The following is a 21,020-nucleotide window of genomic DNA, read 5'->3' on the forward strand; positions in this document are numbered from 1 at the left end:
GCAATCCGGCCTTTCTGGAGCCTATGCGGGACGCGAAGCCGAACAAGGAAAAATCGCCAGCGAAAGCGGCCTCCGGCGAGCGCCCGGCAGGCGTTCGCCGACCTGACGCGGCGCGCATCCCCGGCTCGAGCGTCCATGCTTCGCTGGCCAGCGAGATTGGTCTCAGGATCGTGCGCGGCGACTATCCGCCCGGTACCATCCTGCCCAATGAGGCGAAATGGTCGGAAACCTTCAGCGTCAGCCGCTCGGCGGTGCGCGAAGCGATCAAGATGCTGATGGCCAAGAGCCTGTTGGCGTCGCGCCCCAAGATCGGCAGCTGGGTCGAGCCGAAGGAACGCTGGAACCTTCTCGATCGCGACGTGCTCGCCTGGTACGCGACATCCCCGGATCGCGAGGTGTTCCTGAAGACCGTCCAGGAGTTCCGCCATATCATCGAGCCGGAAGCGACCGCCTTTGCCGCCATGCGGCGGACCGACGAGCAGATGGCCGAGATCAGCCAGGCCTGCCGCGAGATGGGCGAGGCGACGAGCCTGCAGGAGCGCACGCGTGCCGACACGCGTTTCCACCTGGCGATCCTGCGCGCATCCGGCAACGACCTTTTGGTGCCGCTCGGCGTGCTCATCGAGTCCGCGTTCGACCACCTGTTCGCTTATACGACGCGGGAGCTGGATGATTTGCAGCACGCACAGAAGCTGCACGAGGCGATCGAGAAGAACATCCGCCTGCAGCGGCCGGATGCGGCGCGCAACGCGGTGCGCAAGTTGTTGGCCAACACCGACGGCGTCATCCGTTCGCGCTAGGCACCCAAAGGGTCGCGGCTAATCCTCTTTCTCTCGCCCGAAGGCGGCGCGCAACTCGTCTTTGGCGTCCTCAAGCACTTGTCTGCGCGAAGCGGGCAGATTCTTGCCGGCGCGGTTGATGTAGAAGTTCAGCATCGACATGGCGGACTGGAACGGCTCGGCCTTGCGCCGGTGGCTGTGTTCAGCGGATCGCTTGAGGGAGGCTGCGATCTTCCTGGCGTCGTCGGGTTCAAAGACGTGGTCCTCGAGATCCATAGCGTCGCTGTGCTCGGTCACCTCGGCCGACCATTTCTTCTTCGCGGTCATGGCAGGACTCCTTTGCAGGGTGGCTTGCCGGGAAACTCCACACCTTGGCATCGGTTCCCCATTGGTCTTGGGTCTGGTGCGACGGATTTGCCCGCCGTGGCGCTGCTGCGCGTTGCGAATGTGCCGATAGTGGCGCAACGGCAGCCGATTTTCGAGGCCGCTGACAGGAAAACGCCTTGACCCGAACCGACTTGAGCCGGCCGAGCCCCGGTATCGACAGCAGCTATTCCTGGATGCGGCTCGCCATTTCGATGCTGCTTGCCACGATCGGCGGCGTCGGCATGTGGGCCGTCGTCGTCGTGCTGCCCGCTGTGCAGGCAGAGTTCGGCGTTGATCGCGCCGCGGCGTCCATGCCTTACACCGCGACCATGGTCGGTTTCGCCGCCGGCAACGTGCTGGTCGGCCGCGCCATCGACCGCATGGGCTACTGGATCCCGGCGCTGCTTTCCTCGATTGCGCTCGCCGCCGGCCTCCTGCTCGCGGCGCTGTCGACCTCGATCATGCAATTCACCCTTGCTCAAGGGCTATTGATCGGTGTCGGCACGTCGGTGATCTTCGGGCCGCTGATCGCCGATATCTCGCACTGGTTCAACCGCCGGCGCGGTGTCGCGGTGACCGCGGCGGCCGCCGGCAACTACCTTGCCGGAGCGATCTGGCCAACCATCATGCCGACGCTGATGAAGTCTGAAGGCTGGCGCTTCACCTATGCCTCGATCGGCGTCTTCTGCCTGGTGACCATGGTGCCGCTGGTGCTGTTGCTGCGGCGCGGTGCTCCGGAGACTGCCGCAGCTGGTTCGCCGGGAAGCCGGCCGGTGCAGCCGATCTCGCTGTCGCCGGCGGCCTTGCAGGTGCTTCTGGTCGTCGCTGGTCTCGGCTGCTGCGTGGCGATGTCGATGCCGCAGGTGCATATCGTCGCCTATTGCATGGATCTCGGCTATGGCATGGCGCACGGCGCCGACATGCTGTCGATCATGATGGCGGCGGGCGTCGCCAGCCGGCTAGCCTCCGGTTTTCTCGCCGACCGCATCGGCGGCGTGAAGACGCTGCTCATCGGCTCGGTGCTGCAATGCCTGTCGCTGCTGTTCTACATTCCCTTCGACGGGCTTGCCTCGCTGTACGTCGTGTCGCTGGTGTTCGGCCTGTCGCAAGGCGGCATCGTGCCCTGCTACGCGATCATCGTGCGCGAATACATGCCGGCCAAAGAGGCCGGCCAGCGTATCGGCATCGTCATGATGGCGACGATCTTCGGCATGGCGATCGGCGGCTGGATGTCGGGCTGGATCTACGATCTGACCGGCTCCTACGCCGCGGCATTCCTCAACGGTATCGCCTGGAATCTGCTGAACATACTGGCGATCGGTCTGTTGTTTTGGAAGGCAAGGCAACGTGCCGTGGCGATGGCTTGAAATGGGCTGAGCTACTTCGCGTTGCTTGACAAGGGCGAAAGGCTGCGCGACGCCAGAGCATGAGTGGGTGCGGCAAGGCAAGCCGGGTGAGATGACGACAGCAAGGACGATCGTATCCCCGCGCTTTGGTGGGTGCTCTTCCGAGGGAGCGGGTCCTTGATCAAGCCGCGCTCGCGCCGGGGCGGCGGCCGCCCGACCATTGCCGATGTCGCGCGCAAGGCCGGTGTCGGCGCCATCACCGTGTCGCGCGCCCTGCGCGAGCCGGGGCGCGTCTCGGAGGAATTGCGCCGCCAGATCCAGGCCGCGGTCGACGAACTTGGTTATGTGCCGGACCCGAATGCGCGGGCACTGGCTTCGGCGCGCGCCGAGGTGTTCGGCGTGCTGGTGCCGTCGCTCACCAACAACGTCTTTGCCGAGGTGGTGCGCGGCATCTATGACAGCCTGTCGGCCAGCCCGTTCCGCATCCAACTCGGCAACACCCATTATTCCGGCCTCGAGGAAGAGCGGCTGCTGCAGGTCTTCGGTTCGCAGCGGCCGGCAGCGCTGATCGTCGCCGGCATCGACCAGACACCGACCTCGCGAAAACTGCTGGAGAGCGCCGGCTGCCCGGTGGTGCAGGTCATGGAAACCGGGCCCGATCCTGTCGACATGATGGTCGGCTTCTCGCATTTCGACGGCGGCAGGGCGGCGACCGAGCATCTGATCGAGACAGGCTACCGCCGCATCGGCTTCATCGGCGCGCGCATGGACCCGCGTTCGCAGCGGCGCCTGGCCGGCTATCGCGCGGCGATGGAGGCCGCCGGGCTGTTCGACCCACGCCTCGTCACCACCACGCCAGTGCTGTCGAGCGTGCCGCTCGGGCGCGAAATGCTCCGCGACGCGCTAGCAAAGGTACCGACGCTCGACGGTGTGTTCTGCAACAATGACGACATCGCGCTCGGCGTGTTGTTCGAGTGCCATCGCGCCTCGATCGCGGTGCCGAAGACGATAGGCATCGTCGGCTTCAACGACCTCGACATGATGCAGGTGGCGTTTCCTTCGATCACCAGCATCCGCACCCACCGGTATGAGATCGGCCGACGCGCGGTCGCCATGGCGCTGGCGGCGATCGCCGGCAACAGGCCGGAACAACGGATCGTCGATCTCGGCTTCGAACTCAAGCGCCGCGAGAGCACTGCCCGTTGAAACACACAGGAGCGACTGTGTGAATGCCGGTTTACACAACGTCATGGTAGCGCTACCAGTTGCCTAGAGTGGAAACTTACGACAAAAGCCAAGGCCTGTTTATTATATATAAGCGACAGCTGATGCTTGTTTATTATGTATAATATGATAGTTTTTATTTCCCATTTAGAGGTGGCAAGGGAGGGAGCCGGGTCGACATTGGCGACTTAGGAAAGCGCGACAGGCAAGACAGGAGGTGTCTGGCCGGACGCGTGAAGTGCATGGCAGCCAACAACAATCAAAACTGCAACTGGGAGGAATATCGATGATCAAGTCACTCGTGGGTGGCATCGTTGCCGCCACTGCATTTGTCATGCTCAACTCGGCCGCAATGGCCGCCGGCCCCGAAGTCGTGAAGGGACCAGCCGCCGAACCGGACTGCTTCGCGCCCTGGGCCGCAGATACGCAGTTCTTCAAGTTTCCCAAGAAAGATGGCCCGTACCGGATCGCGCTCGCCAATGGCTATATCGCCAACACGTGGCGCATCCAGATGATCCAGACGGCCAAGGCTTACGCAGCGCAGAAGGACGTCGCCTCCAAGCTGAAGGAATTCAAGGTGGTGTCGACCGGCGAGGATGTGCCGGCGCAGATCTCGGCGATCAACAACTTCATCGATTCCGGCTATGACGCCATTGTTGTCAACGCGCAGAACCCGACCGCTTTCGCGCCGGTCATCAAGCGCGCCAAGGAAGCCGGCGTAGTGCTGGTCGCCTTCGACAACATTCTCGATACCAAGGATGCCATCAACGTCAATGTCGATCAGAAGGGCCTTGGCGAACTTTGGGGCAAATGGCTGACCGGCCATATACCCGAAGGCGGCAAGATTCTTGAAGTCCGTGGCGTTGCCGGTACGTCGGTCGACACCGATCGCCACAATGGCATCCATGAGGTTCTCGACGCTTCGGGCAAGAAATGGGACGTCACCGAAGTCGCCGGCAAGTGGGACGATCCGACAGCGCAGAAAGTCACGGCTGACGCGATCGCCACCAATGGTCCGTTCGTCGGCATCACCGGCCAGGGTGGCGATACCGGCATCGTGCAGGCGATGATCGACGCCAAGCATCCGTTCGTGCCGTTCGGCGGCGAAACAGAGAACGGCTTCCGCAAATTCTGCGCGGCCCATGCGGCGGACGGATTGAAATGCTCGTCAGCCGGTACCGGCCCCGCCCAGGTGGCGGTTGCCATCAAGACGGCGATAGCAGCCCTTGAAGGCAACGTCGTCCCGCAGTCGGTCAAGCTGCCGCTTGCGATCGTCGAGGATCCGAACTTCAAGGCAGGTCAGGATTTCTTCCCTGATCAGTCCGACAATTTCTTCGTCGGCAATTCCTTCCCGACCTGCGGTATCAATTTCACCGCGCAGGAAATCATGGGCCAGACCAAGGCCGACCAGTAGCTGCACCCAGGCGCCGCGGGATATTCCGCGGCGCCGACCACTCGATATCCCTAGTCGTCAAAGAGCCTCGGGAGGCCCGATGGACGGTGCGATTCCGCTTTTCCGAATGGAAGGCATATCCAAGCGCTATGGTGGTGTGCGGGCGCTGGAAAAGGCCGAGCTTTCGGTCTCATCCGGTAGCATTCACGGCATCCTCGGCGAAAACGGTGCCGGCAAATCGACGCTGATCAAGGTGATGGCCGGTGTCGTTGCGCCCGACGAAGGGCGCATGACGCTAGATGGCCGCGAGGTGACGTTCGCTTCGCCGGCTGCCGCCAACCAGGCCGGCATCGTCTGCATCTTCCAGGAACTGTCGCTGGTTCCCGAACTCAGCGTTGCCGACAACATTGTTATCTCAGACCCGCCGACGCGGTTCGGCATGATCGACCGCAAGGCACAACGCCGGATCGCGGAGGAAGCGTTGGCGCGCGCGGGCGCCGCAGACATCCACCCGCTGGCGCTGGTCAAGGACCTGCCGCTGTCGCGCCGCCAGATGGTCGAGATTGCCAAGGCGCTGGCACGCAAGCCGCGCATCCTGATCCTCGACGAGGCGACCTCGGCGCTGACCGCGACGGATGTCGCCAAGATTTTCGGCGTGCTGAAGCGACTGCGCTCGGAAGGGCTGGCGCTGCTCTATATATCGCACCGCATGAACGAGATCGCCGAACTGGCCGACCAATGCACGGTGTTTCGCAACGGTCGCAATGTCGCCAGTTACGCGGCGGGCACAAAGAGCGACAATGAAGTCGTCGAACTGATGATCGGGCGAGAATACAGCCACATCTTTCCGCCGAAGCCGCCACGCGCTTCGGCTGCCGCCGTTCCGGTGTTGGAGGCACGCAAGCTTTCATGGACCGACCGGTTGGACAATGTCTCGCTGACCGTTGGGGCAGGTGAGGTCGTTGGTCTTGGCGGCCTCGACGGTCAGGGCCAACGCGAACTGCTGCTTGCCTTCTTCGGGGTGTTGCGCGGCCTGTCGGGCCAGATCTTCATCGACGGCAAGCCCGTTGCCATCGCCAGCCCCGCCGCCGCACGTGAAGACGGTATCGGCATGGCGCTCATTCCCGAAGACCGCAAGACCGAAGGGCTGATGTTGCCGATGACGGTGCGCGAAAACCTGTCCTTCGCCGCGCTCGACCGGCTGTCCAAAGCCGGCATCATCGACCGTGCCGCCGAGCAGCGGCTGATCGACGACATGGTCGGCCTGCTGGCGATCAAGACCGCGGGGCTCGACATTCCGGTCGGCGCGCTGTCGGGCGGCAACCAGCAGAAAGTGGTCATCGCCAAATGGCTGATGCGCCAGCCGCGCATCATCCTGCTCAACGATCCGACGCGCGGCATCGATGTTGGCACCAAGCAGGAGCTTTACCAGCTGATGCGCAAGCTCGCCGATGCCGGTGCTGCGATCCTGTTCTATTCGACCGACTATGACGAGCTGATTGGCTGCTGTGACCGCGTGTTGGTGCTCTATGATGGGGCGGTCAAGCGCGAGTTGATCGGCGCGGAGATCACCGAGCGGGCGCTGATCGCCAGCGCGCTCAACATCCATGGCGAGGAGAGCCCTGTGAGCCTGGGAGCAAACGCGTGAAGGATTGGCGCTACTGGCTGGCCGAGCAGCGCGGGACGCTGCTGGCGCTCAGCATCTTCATCGTCATGTTCGTCATCTACACCTCGAACCACCCGGCCGGCTTCACCGCCAATGTCGTGCAGACGGCAGCGAACAAGGGCGTGCTGCTCGCCTTCGTCGCAATGGCCCAGACGCTGGTGGTGATCACCGCCGGCATCGACCTGTCCGTAGGCATGATCTTCACCCTGACCAATTGCCTGGCGTCCTGGCTGGTCATCGGCACTGGCATCGAAACCGCCTTCGGCGTCCTCGCGGTGCTCGGCACCGGGCTGCTGTGCGGGGCGATCAACGGCGCCATCGTCATCTATGGAAGGCTGCAGCCGATTGTCGCCACCATCGCCACCGGCGCCGTCTACTTCGGCATTGCCCTGCTGCTGCGGCCTTTTCCCGGCGGCTCGGTCAACGAGGACCTCGCTGACGCTTTGACCGGACGACTGTTCGGCGTGGTGCCGGCAAGCTTGGTCGTGCTGCTGGCCGTGGTGTTGTTTGTCTGGGTGCCGTTCAGCCGCTCGGTGCTCGGTCGTGCGGCTTACGCAGCCGGCTCGTCGGAGACGGCGGCCTACATGTCCGGCGTGCCGATCCGCCGTGGAAAATTCGCCGCCTACGCACTAGCCGGGCTGCTTGCCGCAGTCGGCGGGCTGTTCCTGACCTTCTTCACCTATACCGGCGACGCAGCCTATGCCAGCGGCAACGCCTACACGCTGTTCTCGATCGCCGCCGTCGTGCTTGGCGGTGTTTCGCTGTTCGGCGGCAAGGGCAGCGCCATCGGCGCGATCTTCGGCGCGCTGGCGTTCCGCACCATCGGTGACCTGCTCTTCGTCTTCGATTTCGATCCGCTCTGGCAACCGCTGTTCCAGGGCGTTATCCTGCTGATCGCGGTCAGCCTCGGCGCCTTCGCCCTGTTTCGGGTCCGCAACCGGCTGGAGTGGTTCCTGTGAGCGAAACGACGCTTGGCGGCATTGCCGGCCGCATGCCCAGATTCATCCGGCACGCCGATCCGGCTGTGCTGACGGCCTTTGCCTGCATCGTGCTGCTGCTGTTCCTAGGCAGCCTCTATTCCAGAAGCTTCCTGTCTCCTGAATACCTTCTGCAGCAGCTCAAGGTGGCGTCGTTCCTCGGCGTCATCGCGACCGGCATGATGCTGGTCATCCTGCTTGGTCAGATCGACCTGTCGGTGCCGTGGTCGGTCGCAATGGGCGCCATGATGGCCAGTGCGGCGGCCGCCTATGGTCCCGTCGGCGTGGCGCTGGCTATTCCGTTCGGCATCGTCTGCGGCATGCTGATCGGCGTCGTCAACGGCATCGGCGTCGCTTATCTGCGCATCCCCTCGATGATCATCACGCTGGCCACCAACGCCGTCGCGCAAGGGCTGATGGTGGTCTACACCGGCGGCTTCTCGCCACAGGATTCGGCAACGGGCGCGATGCGTTACCTGGCGACCGGTTTTGCCGTTCCGGGCGTCCCCAACGCGGTCATCATCTGGGCGCTGATCGGTGCGGCGATGGTGTTCGCATTGACCCGCACCAGCTTTGGCCGCGCCGTCTACGGTATCGGCAATCGCGAGCGCGCCGCCTATCTCTCGGGCATTGACACACGGCGCGTGGTGATGATTGCCTTCGCCGTCTCGGGCGGGCTTTCGGCCTTCGGGGGCGTGCTCCTGGCCGGCTATGCTTCCAAGGCGGCGCAGTCGATGGGCGACGCTTATTTGCTCCCGTCGATCGCCGCGGTGGTGCTTGGCGGCACGTCGATCCTGGGCGGACGCGGTTCCTATCTCGGCACCGTCGCCGGCGTCATCCTGATCACGCTGCTGCAATCCATCCTTTCCGTCATGCAGATGCCGGAGGCGGGGCGGCAGATCATCTATGGCATCGTCATCGTTGCCATGCTGTTGCTCTACGGCCGCGCGCCGGCAAGCCGCTGACAGTGGACGAAAAGACGGAACAGGCGCCAACGGGCGCTCCCGGTTCGGTGCCGGCCATTGTGGTGATGGGCGTCGCCGGCTGCGGCAAGTCGGCCGTCGGCACGGCGCTGGCCGCCACGCTGGGCGCCATCTTCATCGAGGGCGACAGATTGCATCCGCCCGAAAACGTCGCGCGCATGGCAAGAGGCGAGCCGCTCACCGATCAACTCCGTGAAGGCTGGCTCGACGCGATTGGCGAGCGCATCGTGATGTCGGTAGGGCAGTGCGAAGGCGTGGTTGCCGCCTGCTCGGCGCTGAAGCGCAGCTATCGCGAGCGGCTGAGCGGCTTCTGCCCGGAGATCGTCTTCCTTTATCTGGAGATCGACGCTGCCACGGCGAGGCGACGCGTCGCCAGCCGCAAGGGTCATTTCATGCCGGCGAGCCTGGTCGACAGCCAGTTCGCCATCCTCGAGCCACCGGCGGCGGATGAGCGGGCATTGACGCTCGACGCGACGCGCCCGGTCGGCGAACTTGTCGCCGCCGCGGTTCGTCAGATGCGCTAAATCTGCGACGTCAGTTCGACCGGAAAATCATCATTGTCGGCGTCGCGCATGGCGGCGAGGCTGCGATTGTCCAGCACTTCGGCAATCGCCTGGCGTACTTCCAACATCATGTGCCGGACCTGGCAGGTCGCCTCGTCGCAGTCCTCGCAGCGCTGATACTGTGTGCGGCTGGCGCAGGGGATCGGCGCCAGCGGTCCGTCAAGCACGCGCACGACATGGCCGATCTTGATTTCGGAGGCCGGCCGGGCAAGGCGATAGCCGCCTTCCTTGCCCTTGCGGCTCTGGACGAAGCCGGCGTTGCGCAACTCGCCCAGGATGGCATCGAGGAACTTCTTCGGGATGTTGTTGGCGACCGCGATGTCGTTGACAAAGGCCAGTTGGCCAGCCGGCAGGCCGGACAGATGCACAAGGGCCTTGAGGCCGTATTTGCCTTTTTTAGTCAGCATACCCAGATCAACCCATTGAAGCCCCAACCACCCGCATCTGGCGACTGTTTGTGTGCAAATAATGACGTTTTCGCCGCGCGATGACGTTTCGCGAAAACAAGCCGCCAGATGGCACGTTAGGCACAAACGCGTTGATTCTTTGTAACGTTTTGCATCATGAAGCCGATAGAGCCTGTTCCACCCGATAGAATCGGGATGGAACTCTGCTTCTCGGCTTGAACATGATTCTGGTGAAAACCGGATTCCGCTGTTCGGGATCATGCTTTGGTCCGCTGAATACCGGATTGCCGGCGCACGAAACGAAAAAAGCCGGCACAGCGCCGGCTTTCGCGTTCACCTCGGATGCTGCCCCGTCAGCGGCTGCCGTAGGTCTGGTCGAGCAGGCCGCCGGCGGCGAAATGCTCCTTCTGGACCTTATCCCAGCCGCCGAAGACGTCGTCCACGGTCAGCAGGCGGACATCGGGGAAGTCGGCCTTGTATTTGGCGGCGACGGCTGCATCGCGGACTCGGTTGCCGTTCTGCGCGAGGATGTCCTGGCCTTCCGGCGTGTAGAGGAAGTCGAGGTAGGTCTTGGCCAGATCGCGCGTGCCATGCTCGTCTGCCACCTTGTCGACGATCGCTACCGGGAATTCGGCGAGCAGGCTGACCGAGGGCGTGACCTGCTCGAACTTGTCGTCGCCATATTCCTTGCGGATGCCGCGGGTCTCGGACTCGAAGGTGATCAGCACGTCGCCGATCTCGCGTTGCACAAAGGTGGTGGTCGCGGCGCGCCCGCCGGTGTCGAAGATCGGCACGTTGTTGAACAGCTTGGTGATGAATTCCTTCACCTTGGCGTCGTCGCCCTTGAAGGCTTCCTTGGCGTAGGCGGTGGCCGCCAGATAGGTGTAGCGCGCATTGCCCGAGGTTTTCGGGTTGGGGAAGATCACCTGGACGTCGTCGCGCACGAGATCGTTCCAGTCCTTGATGTGCTTGGGGTTGCCGGCGCGCACGAGGAAGGACGGCAGCGAATAGAAGGGCGAGGCGTTGTCGGGAAAATCCTTCTGCCAGTCGGCCGAAACGAGGCCCTTCTTGACCAGGAAATCGATGTCGGTGACCTGGTTGAAGGTGACGACATCGGCGCCGAGCCCTTCGGCGATGGCGCGCGCCTGCGCCGAGGTGCCGGCATGCGACTGGTCGACGGTGACGCCGGGATGCCCGGCGATGAAGGCCTTGTTGACCTGGACGAACAGTTCACGGCCGACATCATAGGATGCGTTGAGCAGTTTGTCGGCCGACCAGGCTTGGGAGGATGCGAGGAACAGGCCGGCGACGGCGGCGGCGCCAAGGAAAAATCGCTTCATGAAAACAGACCTCCGATGCAATGCGTTTATGGTCGGACCATAGCCGTGGGGCATGATGCGCGACGAGGCACGCGCAGCGGCTCCATGCTCGTGCCGCGAGAAAAGATATCGCCAAAACGGCCGGATGTTAGGATCTCCTTCCAGGCATGCGTCTTTTCGATGTCCCGGCCGGCACAATGGCGCTGCGTGCGCGCACAATCCTTCCAGAACCGATGGGCAGGCGGATTCTATCAACCGGCCGGGAAGAGCTTCCACCGGCCGGGGCGGAAGGCCACCCGGCTTTTCTGCGCCGCGGGGTGATCGACCGGCAATTCGATTTCGACCCTCTGGCGCTCGCCGCCGATCTCAAGCTCCACCCGCCGCGTACCGGCGACGCGGCGGCTGGCGGCGACCGTGCCGGCGATGCAGCCGCTGCAGCCGTCTAGCAATTCGACATCGTGCGGGCGGAAGAACAGCGTCGCATCGCCCGAGGGCTCGTGAGGCGCGGCAAGTCCGATAGGGCGGTCGGCAAGCCAGATCTCGCCATTCTCGACCTTGACGGGAAGCGAGCTCGATTCACCGATAAAGCCATAGACGAAGGGCGAGTTCGGCGTGTCGTAGATGTCGTCGGCGGTGCCGACCTGCTCGATGCGGCCCTGGCTCATCACCACGACGCGGTCGGCAAGCTCCAGCGCCTCTTCCTGGTCATGGGTGACGAAGACAGTGGTGTGGCCGGTGGCGTCATGGATTTCGCGCAGCCAGCGGCGCAATTCCCGGCGCACCTGTGCGTCGAGCGCACCGAACGGCTCATCGAGCAGCAGCACCTTGGGCTCGATCGCCATGGCGCGCGCCAGCGCCACGCGCTGGCGCTGACCACCGGAGAGCTGTGCCGGATAGCGCTTTTCCAGCCCCGAAAGCTGGACGAGGTCGAGCAGTTCCGAAGCCCGGCGGCGGATCTCCTGCGCCGGCGGGCGCGACAGCCCATGCCGGACCTTGAGGCCGAAGCCGATGTTGTCGGCCACCGTCATGTGCCGGAACAGCGCATAATGCTGGAAGACGAAGCCGACATTGCGCTCTTGGATGGACCTTTGCGAGGCGTCCTCGTCACCGAAGAAGATTTTCCCCCGCGTCGGCCGCTCCAGCCCGGCAATCAGCCTGAGCAGCGTCGTCTTGCCGGAACCGGACGGCCCCAGAAGCGCGATCAGCTCGCCCGACTTGATGTCGAGCGACACGTCGTGAAGCGCCGGAAACCGGTCAAACTCCTTGCGCACGTTGGCAACGCGAACTTCCATGCAAATCCCTCTATCAGTGTCCGCGCGTCGCGGCGATCTCGGCGCCGTAGCGCATCTCGAGAAGTGTTTTCAAGACCAGCGTGACGAGCGCCAGGCCCGCAAGCAATGAAGCGACGGCAAAGGCGCCGACGGCGTTGTACTCGTTATAGAGGATTTCGACATGCAGCGGCATGGTGTTGGTCAGGCCGCGTATGTGGCCCGACACCACCGACACCGCGCCGAACTCGCCCATGGCACGTGCATTGCACAGAAGCACGCCATAGAGCAGCCCCCATTTGACGTTGGGCAAGGTCACGTACCAGAAGGTCTGCCAGCCATTGGCGCCGAGCGACAGGGCTGCCTCCTCGTCGCCATTGCCCTGTTCCTGCATCAGCGGGATCAGTTCGCGGGCGACGAAGGGAAAGGTGACGAAGACGGTGGCCAGCACGATGCCCGGCACGGCAAACAGGATGACGATGCCATGCGCCTTCAGCCAGCCGCCGAGCAGCCCCTGGGCGCCGAACAAAAGCACATAGACAAGGCCAGAAATGACCGGCGAGACCGAGAAAGGCAGGTCGATCAGCGTGGTCAGGAAGGCCTTGCCCTTGAACTCGAACTTGGCGATCGCCCAGGCGGCGGAGATGCCGAAGACGATGTTGAGCGGCACCGAGATCGCGGCGACAAGCAGCGTAAGCCGGATCGCCGAGCGCGCGTCGGGATCGCTCAGCGATTGGGTATAGGCGCCGACGCCTTTCGCCAGCGCCTCGTGGAAGACGATGATCAGCGGCAACAGCAGGAAGATGCCGAGGAAGGCGAAGGCAAAGGCCATCAGCGCCAGGCGCGCCGGGCGGCTCTCCGTGACCGCCGCCGACTGGCTCTCGTGATGCGGCTCATAGGATTTGATCTCGGGATCAGCCATAGCGCTTGCGGCTCCATGCCTGCACGAGATTGACGACCAGCAGCATGACGAACGACAGAGCGAGCATGATCGCCGCGATCGCGGTCGCCGCCGGATAATTGTATTCCTCCAGCCGGATGACGATCAGCAGCGGCGCGATCTCGGATTTATAGGGCAGGTTGCCGGCGATGAAGATGACCGAGCCGTATTCGCCGACGCCGCGGGCGAAGGCCAGCGAAAACCCGGTGACAATGGCCGGTGCCAGCCCCGGAAACAGGATGCGGGTGATGATCTGGAAGCGGCTGGCGCCAAGCGTGGCGGCGGCTTCCTCAACCTCCTTGTCGATCTCTTCCATGATCGGCTGCACGGTGCGCACGACGAAGGGCAGGCCGATGAAGACCAGCGCGATGACGATGCCGAGCGGCGTATAGGCGACCTTGATGCCGAGCGGCATCAGCAATTTGCCGATCCAGCCGTTCGGCGCGTAGAGCGTGGTCAGCGCGATGCCGGCCACCGCCGTCGGCAGCGCGAACGGCAGGTCGACCATGGCATCGACGATGCGGCGACCGGGAAAGCGGTAGCGCACCAGCACCCAGGCGACCAGCGTGCCAAAGACGACATTGACGGCAGCCGCGATGAAGGCGGTGCCAAAGCTGATTTCCAGCGCCTTGATCGTGCGGCGATCGGTGGCGATGGCCCAGAATTCAGGCCAGCCAAGCGCGGCCGAGCGCCAGAGCAGCCCGGATAGCGGGATGAGGATGATGAGGGTGAGGTAGGCAAGCGAGAAGCCGAGCGTCAGTCCGAAACCCGGAATGACACTCGGCTGTCTGAACCGCCACCCCGCCTGCGCGGGTGCTGTGGTCATATCGTCCTGATCTAGATCTAGCTCACTGGGCCGGCTTGTAGATCTGGTCGAATATACCACCGTCGCCGAAATGATAAGGCTGTGCTTTCTTCCAGCCGCCAAAAAGCGGATCGTCGATGGAGATCAGCTTGATATCGGGTGTCTTGGGAAGATCAGCCGGAGCCACAAGGTCGGGCTTGGCCGGACGATAGTGGTTCTTGGCGATGATTGTCTGGCCTTCCTTGGAATAGAGCCAGCCCAGATAGGCTTCGGCGACCTTGCGGGTGCCCTTGGCGTCGACATTGGCGTCGACAACCGCCACTGGTGGCTCGGCCAGGATCGATGTCGGGGGATAGACGATGTCGAAGTTGTCAGCGCCGAATTCGTCGAGCGCCAGATAGGCATCGTTCTCCCAGCCAATCAGCACGTCGCCGATGCCCTTTTGCGCGAAGGTCACGGTCGAACCGCGGGCGCCGGTGTCGAGCACCGGGGCATTGGCATAGAGCTTGCCGACGAATTCCTTGGTCTTGGCCTCGTCGCCGCCGTCGTTGGCGTTAGCGTAGGCCCAGGCCGCGAGATAGTTCCAGCGCGCGCCGCCGGAGGTCTTGGGATTGGGCGTGATCACCTGGGTGCCGTCCTTGACCAGGTCGTTCCAGTCATGGATGCCCTTGGGATTTCCCTTGCGGACAAGGAAGATGATGGTCGAGGTGTAAGGCGCTGAATTGTTTTCGAATTTTTTTCGCCAGTCGGGATTGATCTTCTTCGATTTCGAGACGATGGCGTTGATGTCGCCTTCGAGCGCCAGCGTTACCACATCGGCGTCGAGGCCGTCGATCACGGCGCGAGCCTGGGCGCCCGATCCGCCATGCGATTGCTGGATGGTGACCGTCTCGCCGGTCTCGGCCTTCCAATGCGCCGCGAAGGCTTCGTCATAGGCCTTGTAGAGCTCGCGTGTCGGATCGTAGGACACGTTGAGGATGGTGGTGTCGGCAAACGCGAAACCGAGCGTGCCGAACTGGACAGATGTGGCGACCAGTGCGCCGAGCAGTTTCCTGAAATGAGGTTTGGTCATTTCTGCCTCCGTTGAACCGGCGCCAAATCTACCGAATTGATAGCAATTAGATGCATTCAATGTTGCCTTTTTTGCCCTCCTGAAGAAAATGTTCGACGATATCTCGGTGTGTGGAGAAATTTCTTCCTCATGGCTGCGCTGAGCGAACTCTGAGCCTGCCTGATGATTGATCTAGGCTTTGGACCGGCCGGGACAAGGACTTCGCAGGCCGAGCCCGATTCGCTCAACCTTCCCTGTCGATGGTGATCAGCGAAGCCAAGTTCGGGCTGTTGAGCGGCACCGACGAGGGACAGCGACAGCCGGCAATGACGGCGACGTCGAACAACTCGGTAATGTGTCCCTTCAACTCGATCCACTCGGCTATGCCGCCGGTATGCAGGTCGATGATGTAGAGCGCGCAGCGCGGCTCGGCGTCGCGCGTCTGCAGATTGTCCTGCAGCGGCAGGTCCTTGAACAGGCCGTCGCGCGGCAGCGAGGTGGTGACGATGGCAAAGCGGCCATGAAAGCTCAGGCCGCGCAGGAAGCCGGGGCAGAAGGCGATGTTCTGCCGCTGTCCGGTTGCAGGATCGATGCGGACCAGGAAGCCGCGGCCGGAATCGAGCACCCAAAGCGCGCCGTCATGGACGCGCGGCGAATGCGGCATCGACAGATCGTCGACCACCACCCTGTCCTCGGTGATGTCGATGATCATGCCGCCTTCCCAGCGGCGGTCGCGCCAGCCGCCGACCGAGTCCGACCGGCTGATCGCGCTGACATAGCGGGCGCGCCCGTTCTGCATGGCGAGACCATTAAGATGACAGCGGTCCTCAGGCACCAGCTTGCTGATGAAGGAGGGCTTCCACAACGGCCGGAAGGAATGCGTCGGGCTCAGCGTCGCCAGGCAAGAGAACTTGGTGTTGATGAAGACGATCTGGCCATCTTCGCGGACGGCCAGCTCATGGATGTCGAGGTCGCCCGTGTATGAAGCAGCGCGCGGCATGTACATGCGGTCGTAGATGGCATTGGCGACCTGGTCGGGCCCGAGGATGTTTTCCAGTCGCCACACCGCCGTGTCGGAGGCCAGGATGATGCGCTGCCCGGTAACGGTCACGCCCATGGCCCTTACGAAACTGGTCTGGTGGATCGAGGCCTTCCTGTCGCCGGTGAGGCCGACCAGGAACAGCTGTCCGGTCTGGTAGGAGGTGAAGGCCAACGAGCACTGCGCCGTCTCCATCCAGTTGATGAAGCCGCGCGACAGCGAGATGTTGGTCTGCTGTTCGGCCGCACTGGGAGACGCGGCTTCGGGCGGTTTCGCCGGGGCCTCGTCAGTGGCCTTGGATGTGCTCACGCTTGCTCCATAGGTGGACCTAGAGCGGTTCATCGTTTCACGGAACCGCAGAACCGTTCTATCTCTCTGTTTTGACGCAATTCCGGACGGAAAACCGTTTCACACTTTTCCTGGAATTGCTCCAGTCATGACTACGCCGGCCGCGAGGGCCGGCGCAAGAAGTTCAGATGCAATCCGCTGGACTACCAGCCGTAACGGAGTGCCGCGCCAACAGAGCCGGCGCTGTAATTGGCGCCGAAGCGGACGCTGCCGCGGACCACGCCGGACCAGTTGCTGGCGCTGGCCACGTTCACGCCGACGCCGACCTCGCCGAATGTGCCGTTGCCGGCGCTGTCGGTGGCCGAGAAGGCGCTGCCGGGGAAGTTGATGTCGACGGCGTTGCTGTCGCCGAAATGGTTCCAGACACTCAGCGTCAGATCCGGACTGACGGTCATGTCGTTCATCTGCATATCGGTGCCGATGCGCACGCCGATCCTGGCGCGGCCGCTGCTGCCGTTCTGGAAGTCGATGTCGCCGCCAAACAGCGATACCGAATCCATATTGGTGCGGACCCATTCCAGGCTGGCTTGCGGCTCGATGAAGCCCCAGCCCATGGCGACGCGGTAGCCGGCGTCGAGGCGCGCGCCGATATTGGTGGCGTTGGTGCTCGCCTTGCCGCCGACGTCGTTGATGTCGACATCGAGGAAGTCGGCCTTGACGAGGCCGTCGAGGTAGAAGCCGCCATTCAGGTAGGTGGCATAGGCGCCGACCGTGCCGCCCTTGTAGTCCCAGCTGTCGTCCGTCGCCTTGAAGTCGAGCCTGGAGGTGACGTAGCCGCCCATGACGCCGAACAGCATATCGCCGCCGGCGATACCTTCGAGCCCCATGTCGATGCCGCCGAGGAAGGCACCGGTGCGCTGCTTGCGATCGAGGTTGAGGGTCTCGCTCTGCAGCGAGACCGGATCGGTGAAGTTTACGCTGCTGTCGCGATTTGACCAATCGCCGGACGCCCGCGCCCAGAGGCCGCCCATGCGTGCCGCGAGATTGTCCTCCGGCATATCCGCGTTGTGGACACCGCTTTCCTGTGTGCGCAGATCCGCCATGCGGTCCTGCCAAAAGCCGGTCGTGTCCAGCCACACATCCTGTGCCCCGGTCACGCCGGCAGGCAGTTCGAAACCGGCATTGTCAAGGCCGATGGAACGCAGGCCGTGTGTGTTGCCCTGCAGGAACAGGCCGTAGGTGAAGAAGCCGGCATTGACGGGACCAGCCAGATCGAAATCGCTGTCGGCGGTTGTTCCGGTCACCGTGACCACGGGGATGAAGACCGCCGGCGCGCCGGCGCCGACAACATTCACGACCAAATCGGTATGACCGGACGAATTGCCGCCGATCGTCAGAGTATCGGCGACGCCGTTGGTAAAGTTGGCGTCGACGCCGAGCTTGGAATTGCCTTGGCCGGTAAAGTTGCCGCTCGTGGTTAGTCTGTCGCCGGCCACGCCATCGATCATCGTTGTCAGGCCGGCTCCGGAGCCCAGGCTGCCGTTGACGAAGTTTTCGAGGCCGATGAAGCTGACAGTGCCTGGTGAAGACCCAAAGAAGCTGCCTGATGCGTAGAGGGTGCCAAGATTGTTGAGCGCATCGGCTCCGGCGCCGAACTTGCTGTCGGTGAATGCCCTGAAGATGCCGGCGTCATTGACGCTCATGACATTTCCGGCGTCGCTCAATTCGACCCGGCCGGCAATCACGCCGGCATCGTCGATCCTGGTTGTTCCAGCGGTCGACTTGATGGCCAGGTTGTTGTTGGCGCCGACAAAGCCGGACGTGCCGATGGTGACCGTGGAGCCGCCGCTCGAACTGACCTGCAGGCCGCCAAGCTGGCCGTGAATCTTGCCATCGTTGGTGACGAGCACTGTGCTCGACGCGCCGGTTGCGCCGGCGATTGCGCCGAAACCCACGCTGCTGAACAATTCCGCATTGTGTCCGCTGTTGTTGATGACGATGTTGCTACCGCTGCCGCTCGTGTAGGCAGCCAGCCCGGCAACGCCGCCCTTGGCATTGACGAATGCCGTATTGGCGACGGTAACGCTGCTGTTGTCGCCACTGGACTTGGCATAGAGGCCTTCGCCGGCCGTCGAGACGATGTCGCCACTGTTGGTGACGCTGATGGTGCCTCCGGCTCCGTAAGTGCCGGCGGCAATACCCTTGCCCCCCGATTTGATGACGGCGGCATTGGCAAGGCTGATCTTGCCGCCATCGTCGGGATTGGAATTGCCCGGGTCGGACGGATCCTTGTTGCCGGCCTGTGCAAAGATGCCCGACGCATCGCTGCCTGTCGTGGTTATCGTGCCGCCAGCCTTGTTGCTGATGACGATGCTGCCGTTGCTGGTGGCCGGGAAAAGGGGCCCTTGGCAGCTGCAGGTGCCATACAGGTTGGCGATCGCGGTGATGCCGTTCGCACCAACGCCGATGGTTGTGATCGCGCCACTGTTGGTGACGCTGATCTGGCTGTTGTCGCCATTGACATTGGCGGCGATGCCGGACGAACGACCGTTCGTCGAGGTGCTGTCGCCGGTCCTGATGGCGCCGCTGTTGTCGACAGCAACCATGCCGCCGTCACCGTAGGACTGGGCGAAGATGCCTTCGGAATTGGCGGCGGTGGTGATGCTGGCGCTGTTGGTGACCGAAATGTGCACGTTGCTGGCCGAGGAATAGGTGCCCGTGGCCTGGATGCCCGTCGCGTTAGGACCGCCGGCAGTCGTGTCGATGGCGCCGCTGTTGGTGATGTCGATGGCGATGTCGCTGCCAATGGCAACAGCCAGGATGCCGTAGGAACCGTTCCCGCCCAGTTTTCCGGCTGTGATCGCGGCCGAGTTCGAAACCGTTATGGCGCCGCCATTGCCATAGGTGATGGCGGCGATGCCCGTGTGGCCGGAATTTATCGTGGCGGCGTTTGTAATAGTGATGGTGCCGCCATTGTCGGGGTCGGTATTGCCGTTGCTACCTGCCAGCGCGAAGATGCCGAACGTACCGGTGCTGGTGTCGATGGTGCCGCCGGCCTTGTTGTCGATGACGATGCTGTCGCCGCTGCTGCCATAGGAAATGGCGACCGCCGTAATGCCATTCGCGTTCGGGTCCGTGGTTGTGATCGCCCCGCTGTTGGTGACGCTGATCTGGCTGCTGTCGCCGTAGACGTTGGCGACGATACCGAGCGAGCCGGCATTGATGGCGCCGCTGTTGTCGATGGTGACCGTGGCGCCGGTGCCATAGGAGCGGGCGAGGATGCCCTCGGAATAGGCGCCGGTGGTGATGCTGGCAGTGTTGGTTACTGAAATGTGCGCATTGCTGGAGTCGTAGTAGCCAGCCGTGGCCTCGATGCCGACAGACCGGTGACCGCCGGCGGTCGTGTCGATGGCACCACTGTTGGTGATGGTGATGGTCGCGTCACTGCCGTAGGCGACAGCCATGATGCCGTCGGAGACATTGGCGCCGCTGGTGCCGGCCGTGATGGTGCCCTTATTGTCGATGGTGATGTTGCCGCCTGCGCCATTGGTGAAACTGGCGATGCCGATATTGCCGGCACTGACGGTGGCTGCATTGGTGATCTTGACCGTGCCGCCATTGTCCGGATTGCCGGCCTGGGCGAGGATGCCGTTGGCGCCGGCGCCCGTCGTGGTGATGGCAGCCTTGTTGACGATGACGATGCTGCCGTTGTCGCCATAGTAATGATTGGCGATCGCCGAGATACCCGAAGCGGTGTCGCCGATCGTGTTGATGGCGCCACTGTTGGTGATGTTGATCTGGCTGTTGTCGCCGTCGACGGTGGCGAAGATGCCGGACGATGTGCCGCTCTGGGAGGCACTGGCGCCGGTCTGGATGGCGCCGCTGTTGTCAATGGTCACGACGTTGTTGGAACCGTAGCTGGCGTTGGCATAGATGCCCTCGGCGTTGGGGCCAGCGGTCAAGTTGCCTGAATTGGTGATGGTGATGTGGGTGTCGCTGCTGAAAACGGTGCCGCTCGTGGCGGCGTCGGTCGCCTTGATGCTGTCGCTGTACGAGTTGATGGTGCCGGTGTTGTTGATAGTGATGTCAGCTCCAATGCCGTTGGTGCCGGCATAGATACCGCGCGCGCCGGTAGACTGCGAGAAAGTCGGCCCCGGAATGAGTGAAGTCGACGTCGTGGTCAGCAGCCCGCTGTTGGTGATGTCGACGATGTTGCCATTGCCGGCGGTCACAATGCCGATGGCGTTGTCGCCAGCCACGCTTGCGGCGCGTGCGACGGTGTTGGTGCACGAAATCGGCGTTGCAGCAGCGTTGACGGTGATCGGCGAGGGTGAGGCCGGCTGCATGCAGTTTGCCGCGAAGGACGGGGAGGCGGAGAGCGCTGCCAGCGTCGAGCCAAGCGCCGTGCCCAAAAGCAGCGAGCGGCGACGCTTTGGACATAGTTGAACGACGTCGCGCACGAACACGACGTCAAAACCCGACGTAAAACCCATTGGAAGCCCTCCAGCGGCCATGCGTATCCTTGCGGAAGGGAATTGCAATTCGAGTCTGCGCGATTTCAGGGCAATTATTAGTGACGGGCAACTTAAGTTGTATTTATACAACA

17 protein-coding genes are annotated in these 21,020 nt (G+C 63.1%); 8 read left to right on the top strand and 9 right to left on the bottom strand.

The annotated features are described in order from the left end of the window. Nucleotides 1-23 precede the first annotated feature (23 nt). Complete coding sequence (locus AC0ZT5_RS09090) at nt 24-800, top strand: FadR/GntR family transcriptional regulator (protein ID WP_477286699.1); 777 nt, start codon at nt 24-26, stop codon at nt 798-800. An 18-nt stretch (nt 801-818) separates the two neighbouring features. Here AC0ZT5_RS09090 and AC0ZT5_RS09095 read toward each other — a convergent pair whose 3' ends face one another. Next, the gene (locus AC0ZT5_RS09095; RefSeq protein WP_477286701.1) at nt 819-1,106 is read right to left on the bottom strand and encodes a DUF3175 domain-containing protein; all 288 of its coding nucleotides are present in this window, start codon (nt 1,104-1,106) and stop codon (nt 819-821) included. A gap of 176 nt (nt 1,107-1,282) precedes the next feature. Between AC0ZT5_RS09095 and AC0ZT5_RS09100 the strand changes: the two genes are divergently transcribed. The 7 genes from AC0ZT5_RS09100 (at nt 1,283) to AC0ZT5_RS09130 (ending at nt 9,258) form a co-directional block, all read left to right on the top strand. Further along, nucleotides 1,283-2,512 (top strand): MFS transporter, encoded by a 1,230-nt coding sequence (locus tag AC0ZT5_RS09100; RefSeq protein ID WP_488496177.1) that lies wholly within the window; start codon nt 1,283-1,285, stop codon nt 2,510-2,512. A 156-nt stretch (nt 2,513-2,668) separates the two neighbouring features. Continuing rightward, the gene (gntR, locus tag AC0ZT5_RS09105) at nt 2,669-3,697 is read left to right on the top strand and encodes an HTH-type transcriptional regulator GntR (protein ID WP_477286705.1); all 1,029 of its coding nucleotides are present in this window, start codon (nt 2,669-2,671) and stop codon (nt 3,695-3,697) included. 304 nt (nt 3,698-4,001) lie between these two features. Beyond that, nucleotides 4,002-5,129 (top strand): sugar ABC transporter substrate-binding protein, encoded by a 1,128-nt coding sequence (locus tag AC0ZT5_RS09110; RefSeq protein ID WP_488496178.1) that lies wholly within the window; start codon nt 4,002-4,004, stop codon nt 5,127-5,129. Nucleotides 5,130-5,208: 79 nt separating this feature from the next. Next, complete coding sequence (locus tag AC0ZT5_RS09115) at nt 5,209-6,756, top strand: sugar ABC transporter ATP-binding protein (protein WP_488496179.1); 1,548 nt, start codon at nt 5,209-5,211, stop codon at nt 6,754-6,756. Beyond that, complete coding sequence (locus AC0ZT5_RS09120; protein ID WP_488496180.1) at nt 6,753-7,733, top strand: ABC transporter permease; 981 nt, start codon at nt 6,753-6,755, stop codon at nt 7,731-7,733. Before AC0ZT5_RS09115 ends, AC0ZT5_RS09120 begins: the two co-directional genes overlap by 4 nt. After that, complete coding sequence (locus AC0ZT5_RS09125; RefSeq protein WP_477286711.1) at nt 7,730-8,716, top strand: ABC transporter permease; 987 nt, start codon at nt 7,730-7,732, stop codon at nt 8,714-8,716. Before AC0ZT5_RS09120 ends, AC0ZT5_RS09125 begins: the two co-directional genes overlap by 4 nt. 2 nt (nt 8,717-8,718) lie before the next feature. Further along, the gene (locus tag AC0ZT5_RS09130) at nt 8,719-9,258 is read left to right on the top strand and encodes a gluconokinase (protein ID WP_488496181.1); all 540 of its coding nucleotides are present in this window, start codon (nt 8,719-8,721) and stop codon (nt 9,256-9,258) included. Here the strand turns inward: AC0ZT5_RS09130 and AC0ZT5_RS09135 are convergent. The 8 genes from AC0ZT5_RS09135 to AC0ZT5_RS09170 form a co-directional block, all read right to left on the bottom strand. Then, nucleotides 9,255-9,704, bottom strand: a complete 450-nt coding sequence (locus tag AC0ZT5_RS09135) for an RrF2 family transcriptional regulator (RefSeq protein WP_013530871.1) — start codon at nt 9,702-9,704, stop codon at nt 9,255-9,257. The genes AC0ZT5_RS09130 and AC0ZT5_RS09135 overlap by 4 nt on opposite strands. A 353-nt stretch (nt 9,705-10,057) precedes the next feature. Beyond that, nucleotides 10,058-11,044: a sulfate ABC transporter substrate-binding protein gene (locus tag AC0ZT5_RS09140; RefSeq protein WP_488496182.1), complete on the bottom strand. Its 987-nt coding sequence runs from the start codon at nt 11,042-11,044 to the stop codon at nt 10,058-10,060. 230 nt (nt 11,045-11,274) lie between these two features. Then, nucleotides 11,275-12,315: a sulfate/molybdate ABC transporter ATP-binding protein gene (locus tag AC0ZT5_RS09145; protein WP_488496183.1), complete on the bottom strand. Its 1,041-nt coding sequence runs from the start codon at nt 12,313-12,315 to the stop codon at nt 11,275-11,277. A 13-nt stretch (nt 12,316-12,328) separates the two neighbouring features. Beyond that, nucleotides 12,329-13,213: a sulfate ABC transporter permease subunit CysW gene (cysW, locus tag AC0ZT5_RS09150; protein ID WP_488496184.1), complete on the bottom strand. Its 885-nt coding sequence runs from the start codon at nt 13,211-13,213 to the stop codon at nt 12,329-12,331. Then, nucleotides 13,206-14,057: a sulfate ABC transporter permease subunit CysT gene (gene cysT, locus AC0ZT5_RS09155; RefSeq protein WP_184875007.1), complete on the bottom strand. Its 852-nt coding sequence runs from the start codon at nt 14,055-14,057 to the stop codon at nt 13,206-13,208. Before cysT ends, cysW begins: the two co-directional genes overlap by 8 nt. Before the next feature lie 22 nt (nt 14,058-14,079). Then, a complete protein-coding gene (locus AC0ZT5_RS09160; RefSeq protein ID WP_488496185.1) occupies nt 14,080-15,108 on the bottom strand; it encodes a sulfate ABC transporter substrate-binding protein in 1,029 nt (342 codons plus the stop codon). Nucleotides 15,109-15,331: 223 nt separating this feature from the next. After that, complete coding sequence (locus tag AC0ZT5_RS09165) at nt 15,332-16,435, bottom strand: TIGR03032 family protein (protein WP_488496186.1); 1,104 nt, start codon at nt 16,433-16,435, stop codon at nt 15,332-15,334. A 182-nt stretch (nt 16,436-16,617) separates the two neighbouring features. Then, entirely contained in the window at nt 16,618-20,907 is a 4,290-nt protein-coding gene (locus AC0ZT5_RS09170) for a beta strand repeat-containing protein (protein ID WP_488496187.1), read from the bottom strand. Between the last annotated feature and the right edge of the window lie 113 nt (nt 20,908-21,020).

The organism is Mesorhizobium sp. CNPSo 4670, assembly GCF_057784235.1.

Bases quoted from the DNA above. Each gene is read 5' to 3' on its own strand.
- AC0ZT5_RS09090 (WP_477286699.1), top strand. From the start codon at position 24: ATGCGGGACGCGAAGCCGAACAAGGAAAAATCGCCAGCGAAAGCGGCC.
- AC0ZT5_RS09095 (WP_477286701.1), bottom strand. From the start codon at position 1,106: ATGACCGCGAAGAAGAAATGGTCGGCCGAGGTGACCGAGCACAGCGAC.
- AC0ZT5_RS09110 (WP_488496178.1), top strand. From the start codon at position 4,002: ATGATCAAGTCACTCGTGGGTGGCATCGTTGCCGCCACTGCATTTGTC.
- AC0ZT5_RS09115 (WP_488496179.1), top strand. From the start codon at position 5,209: ATGGACGGTGCGATTCCGCTTTTCCGAATGGAAGGCATATCCAAGCGC.
- AC0ZT5_RS09135 (WP_013530871.1), bottom strand. From the start codon at position 9,704: ATGCTGACTAAAAAAGGCAAATACGGCCTCAAGGCCCTTGTGCATCTG.
- AC0ZT5_RS09140 (WP_488496182.1), bottom strand. From the start codon at position 11,044: ATGAAGCGATTTTTCCTTGGCGCCGCCGCCGTCGCCGGCCTGTTCCTC.
- AC0ZT5_RS09145 (WP_488496183.1), bottom strand. From the start codon at position 12,315: ATGGAAGTTCGCGTTGCCAACGTGCGCAAGGAGTTTGACCGGTTTCCG.
- cysW (WP_488496184.1), bottom strand. From the start codon at position 13,213: ATGGCTGATCCCGAGATCAAATCCTATGAGCCGCATCACGAGAGCCAG.
- cysT (WP_184875007.1), bottom strand. From the start codon at position 14,057: ATGACCACAGCACCCGCGCAGGCGGGGTGGCGGTTCAGACAGCCGAGT.
- AC0ZT5_RS09160 (WP_488496185.1), bottom strand. From the start codon at position 15,108: ATGACCAAACCTCATTTCAGGAAACTGCTCGGCGCACTGGTCGCCACA.
- AC0ZT5_RS09170 (WP_488496187.1), bottom strand. From the start codon at position 20,907: ATGGGTTTTACGTCGGGTTTTGACGTCGTGTTCGTGCGCGACGTCGTT.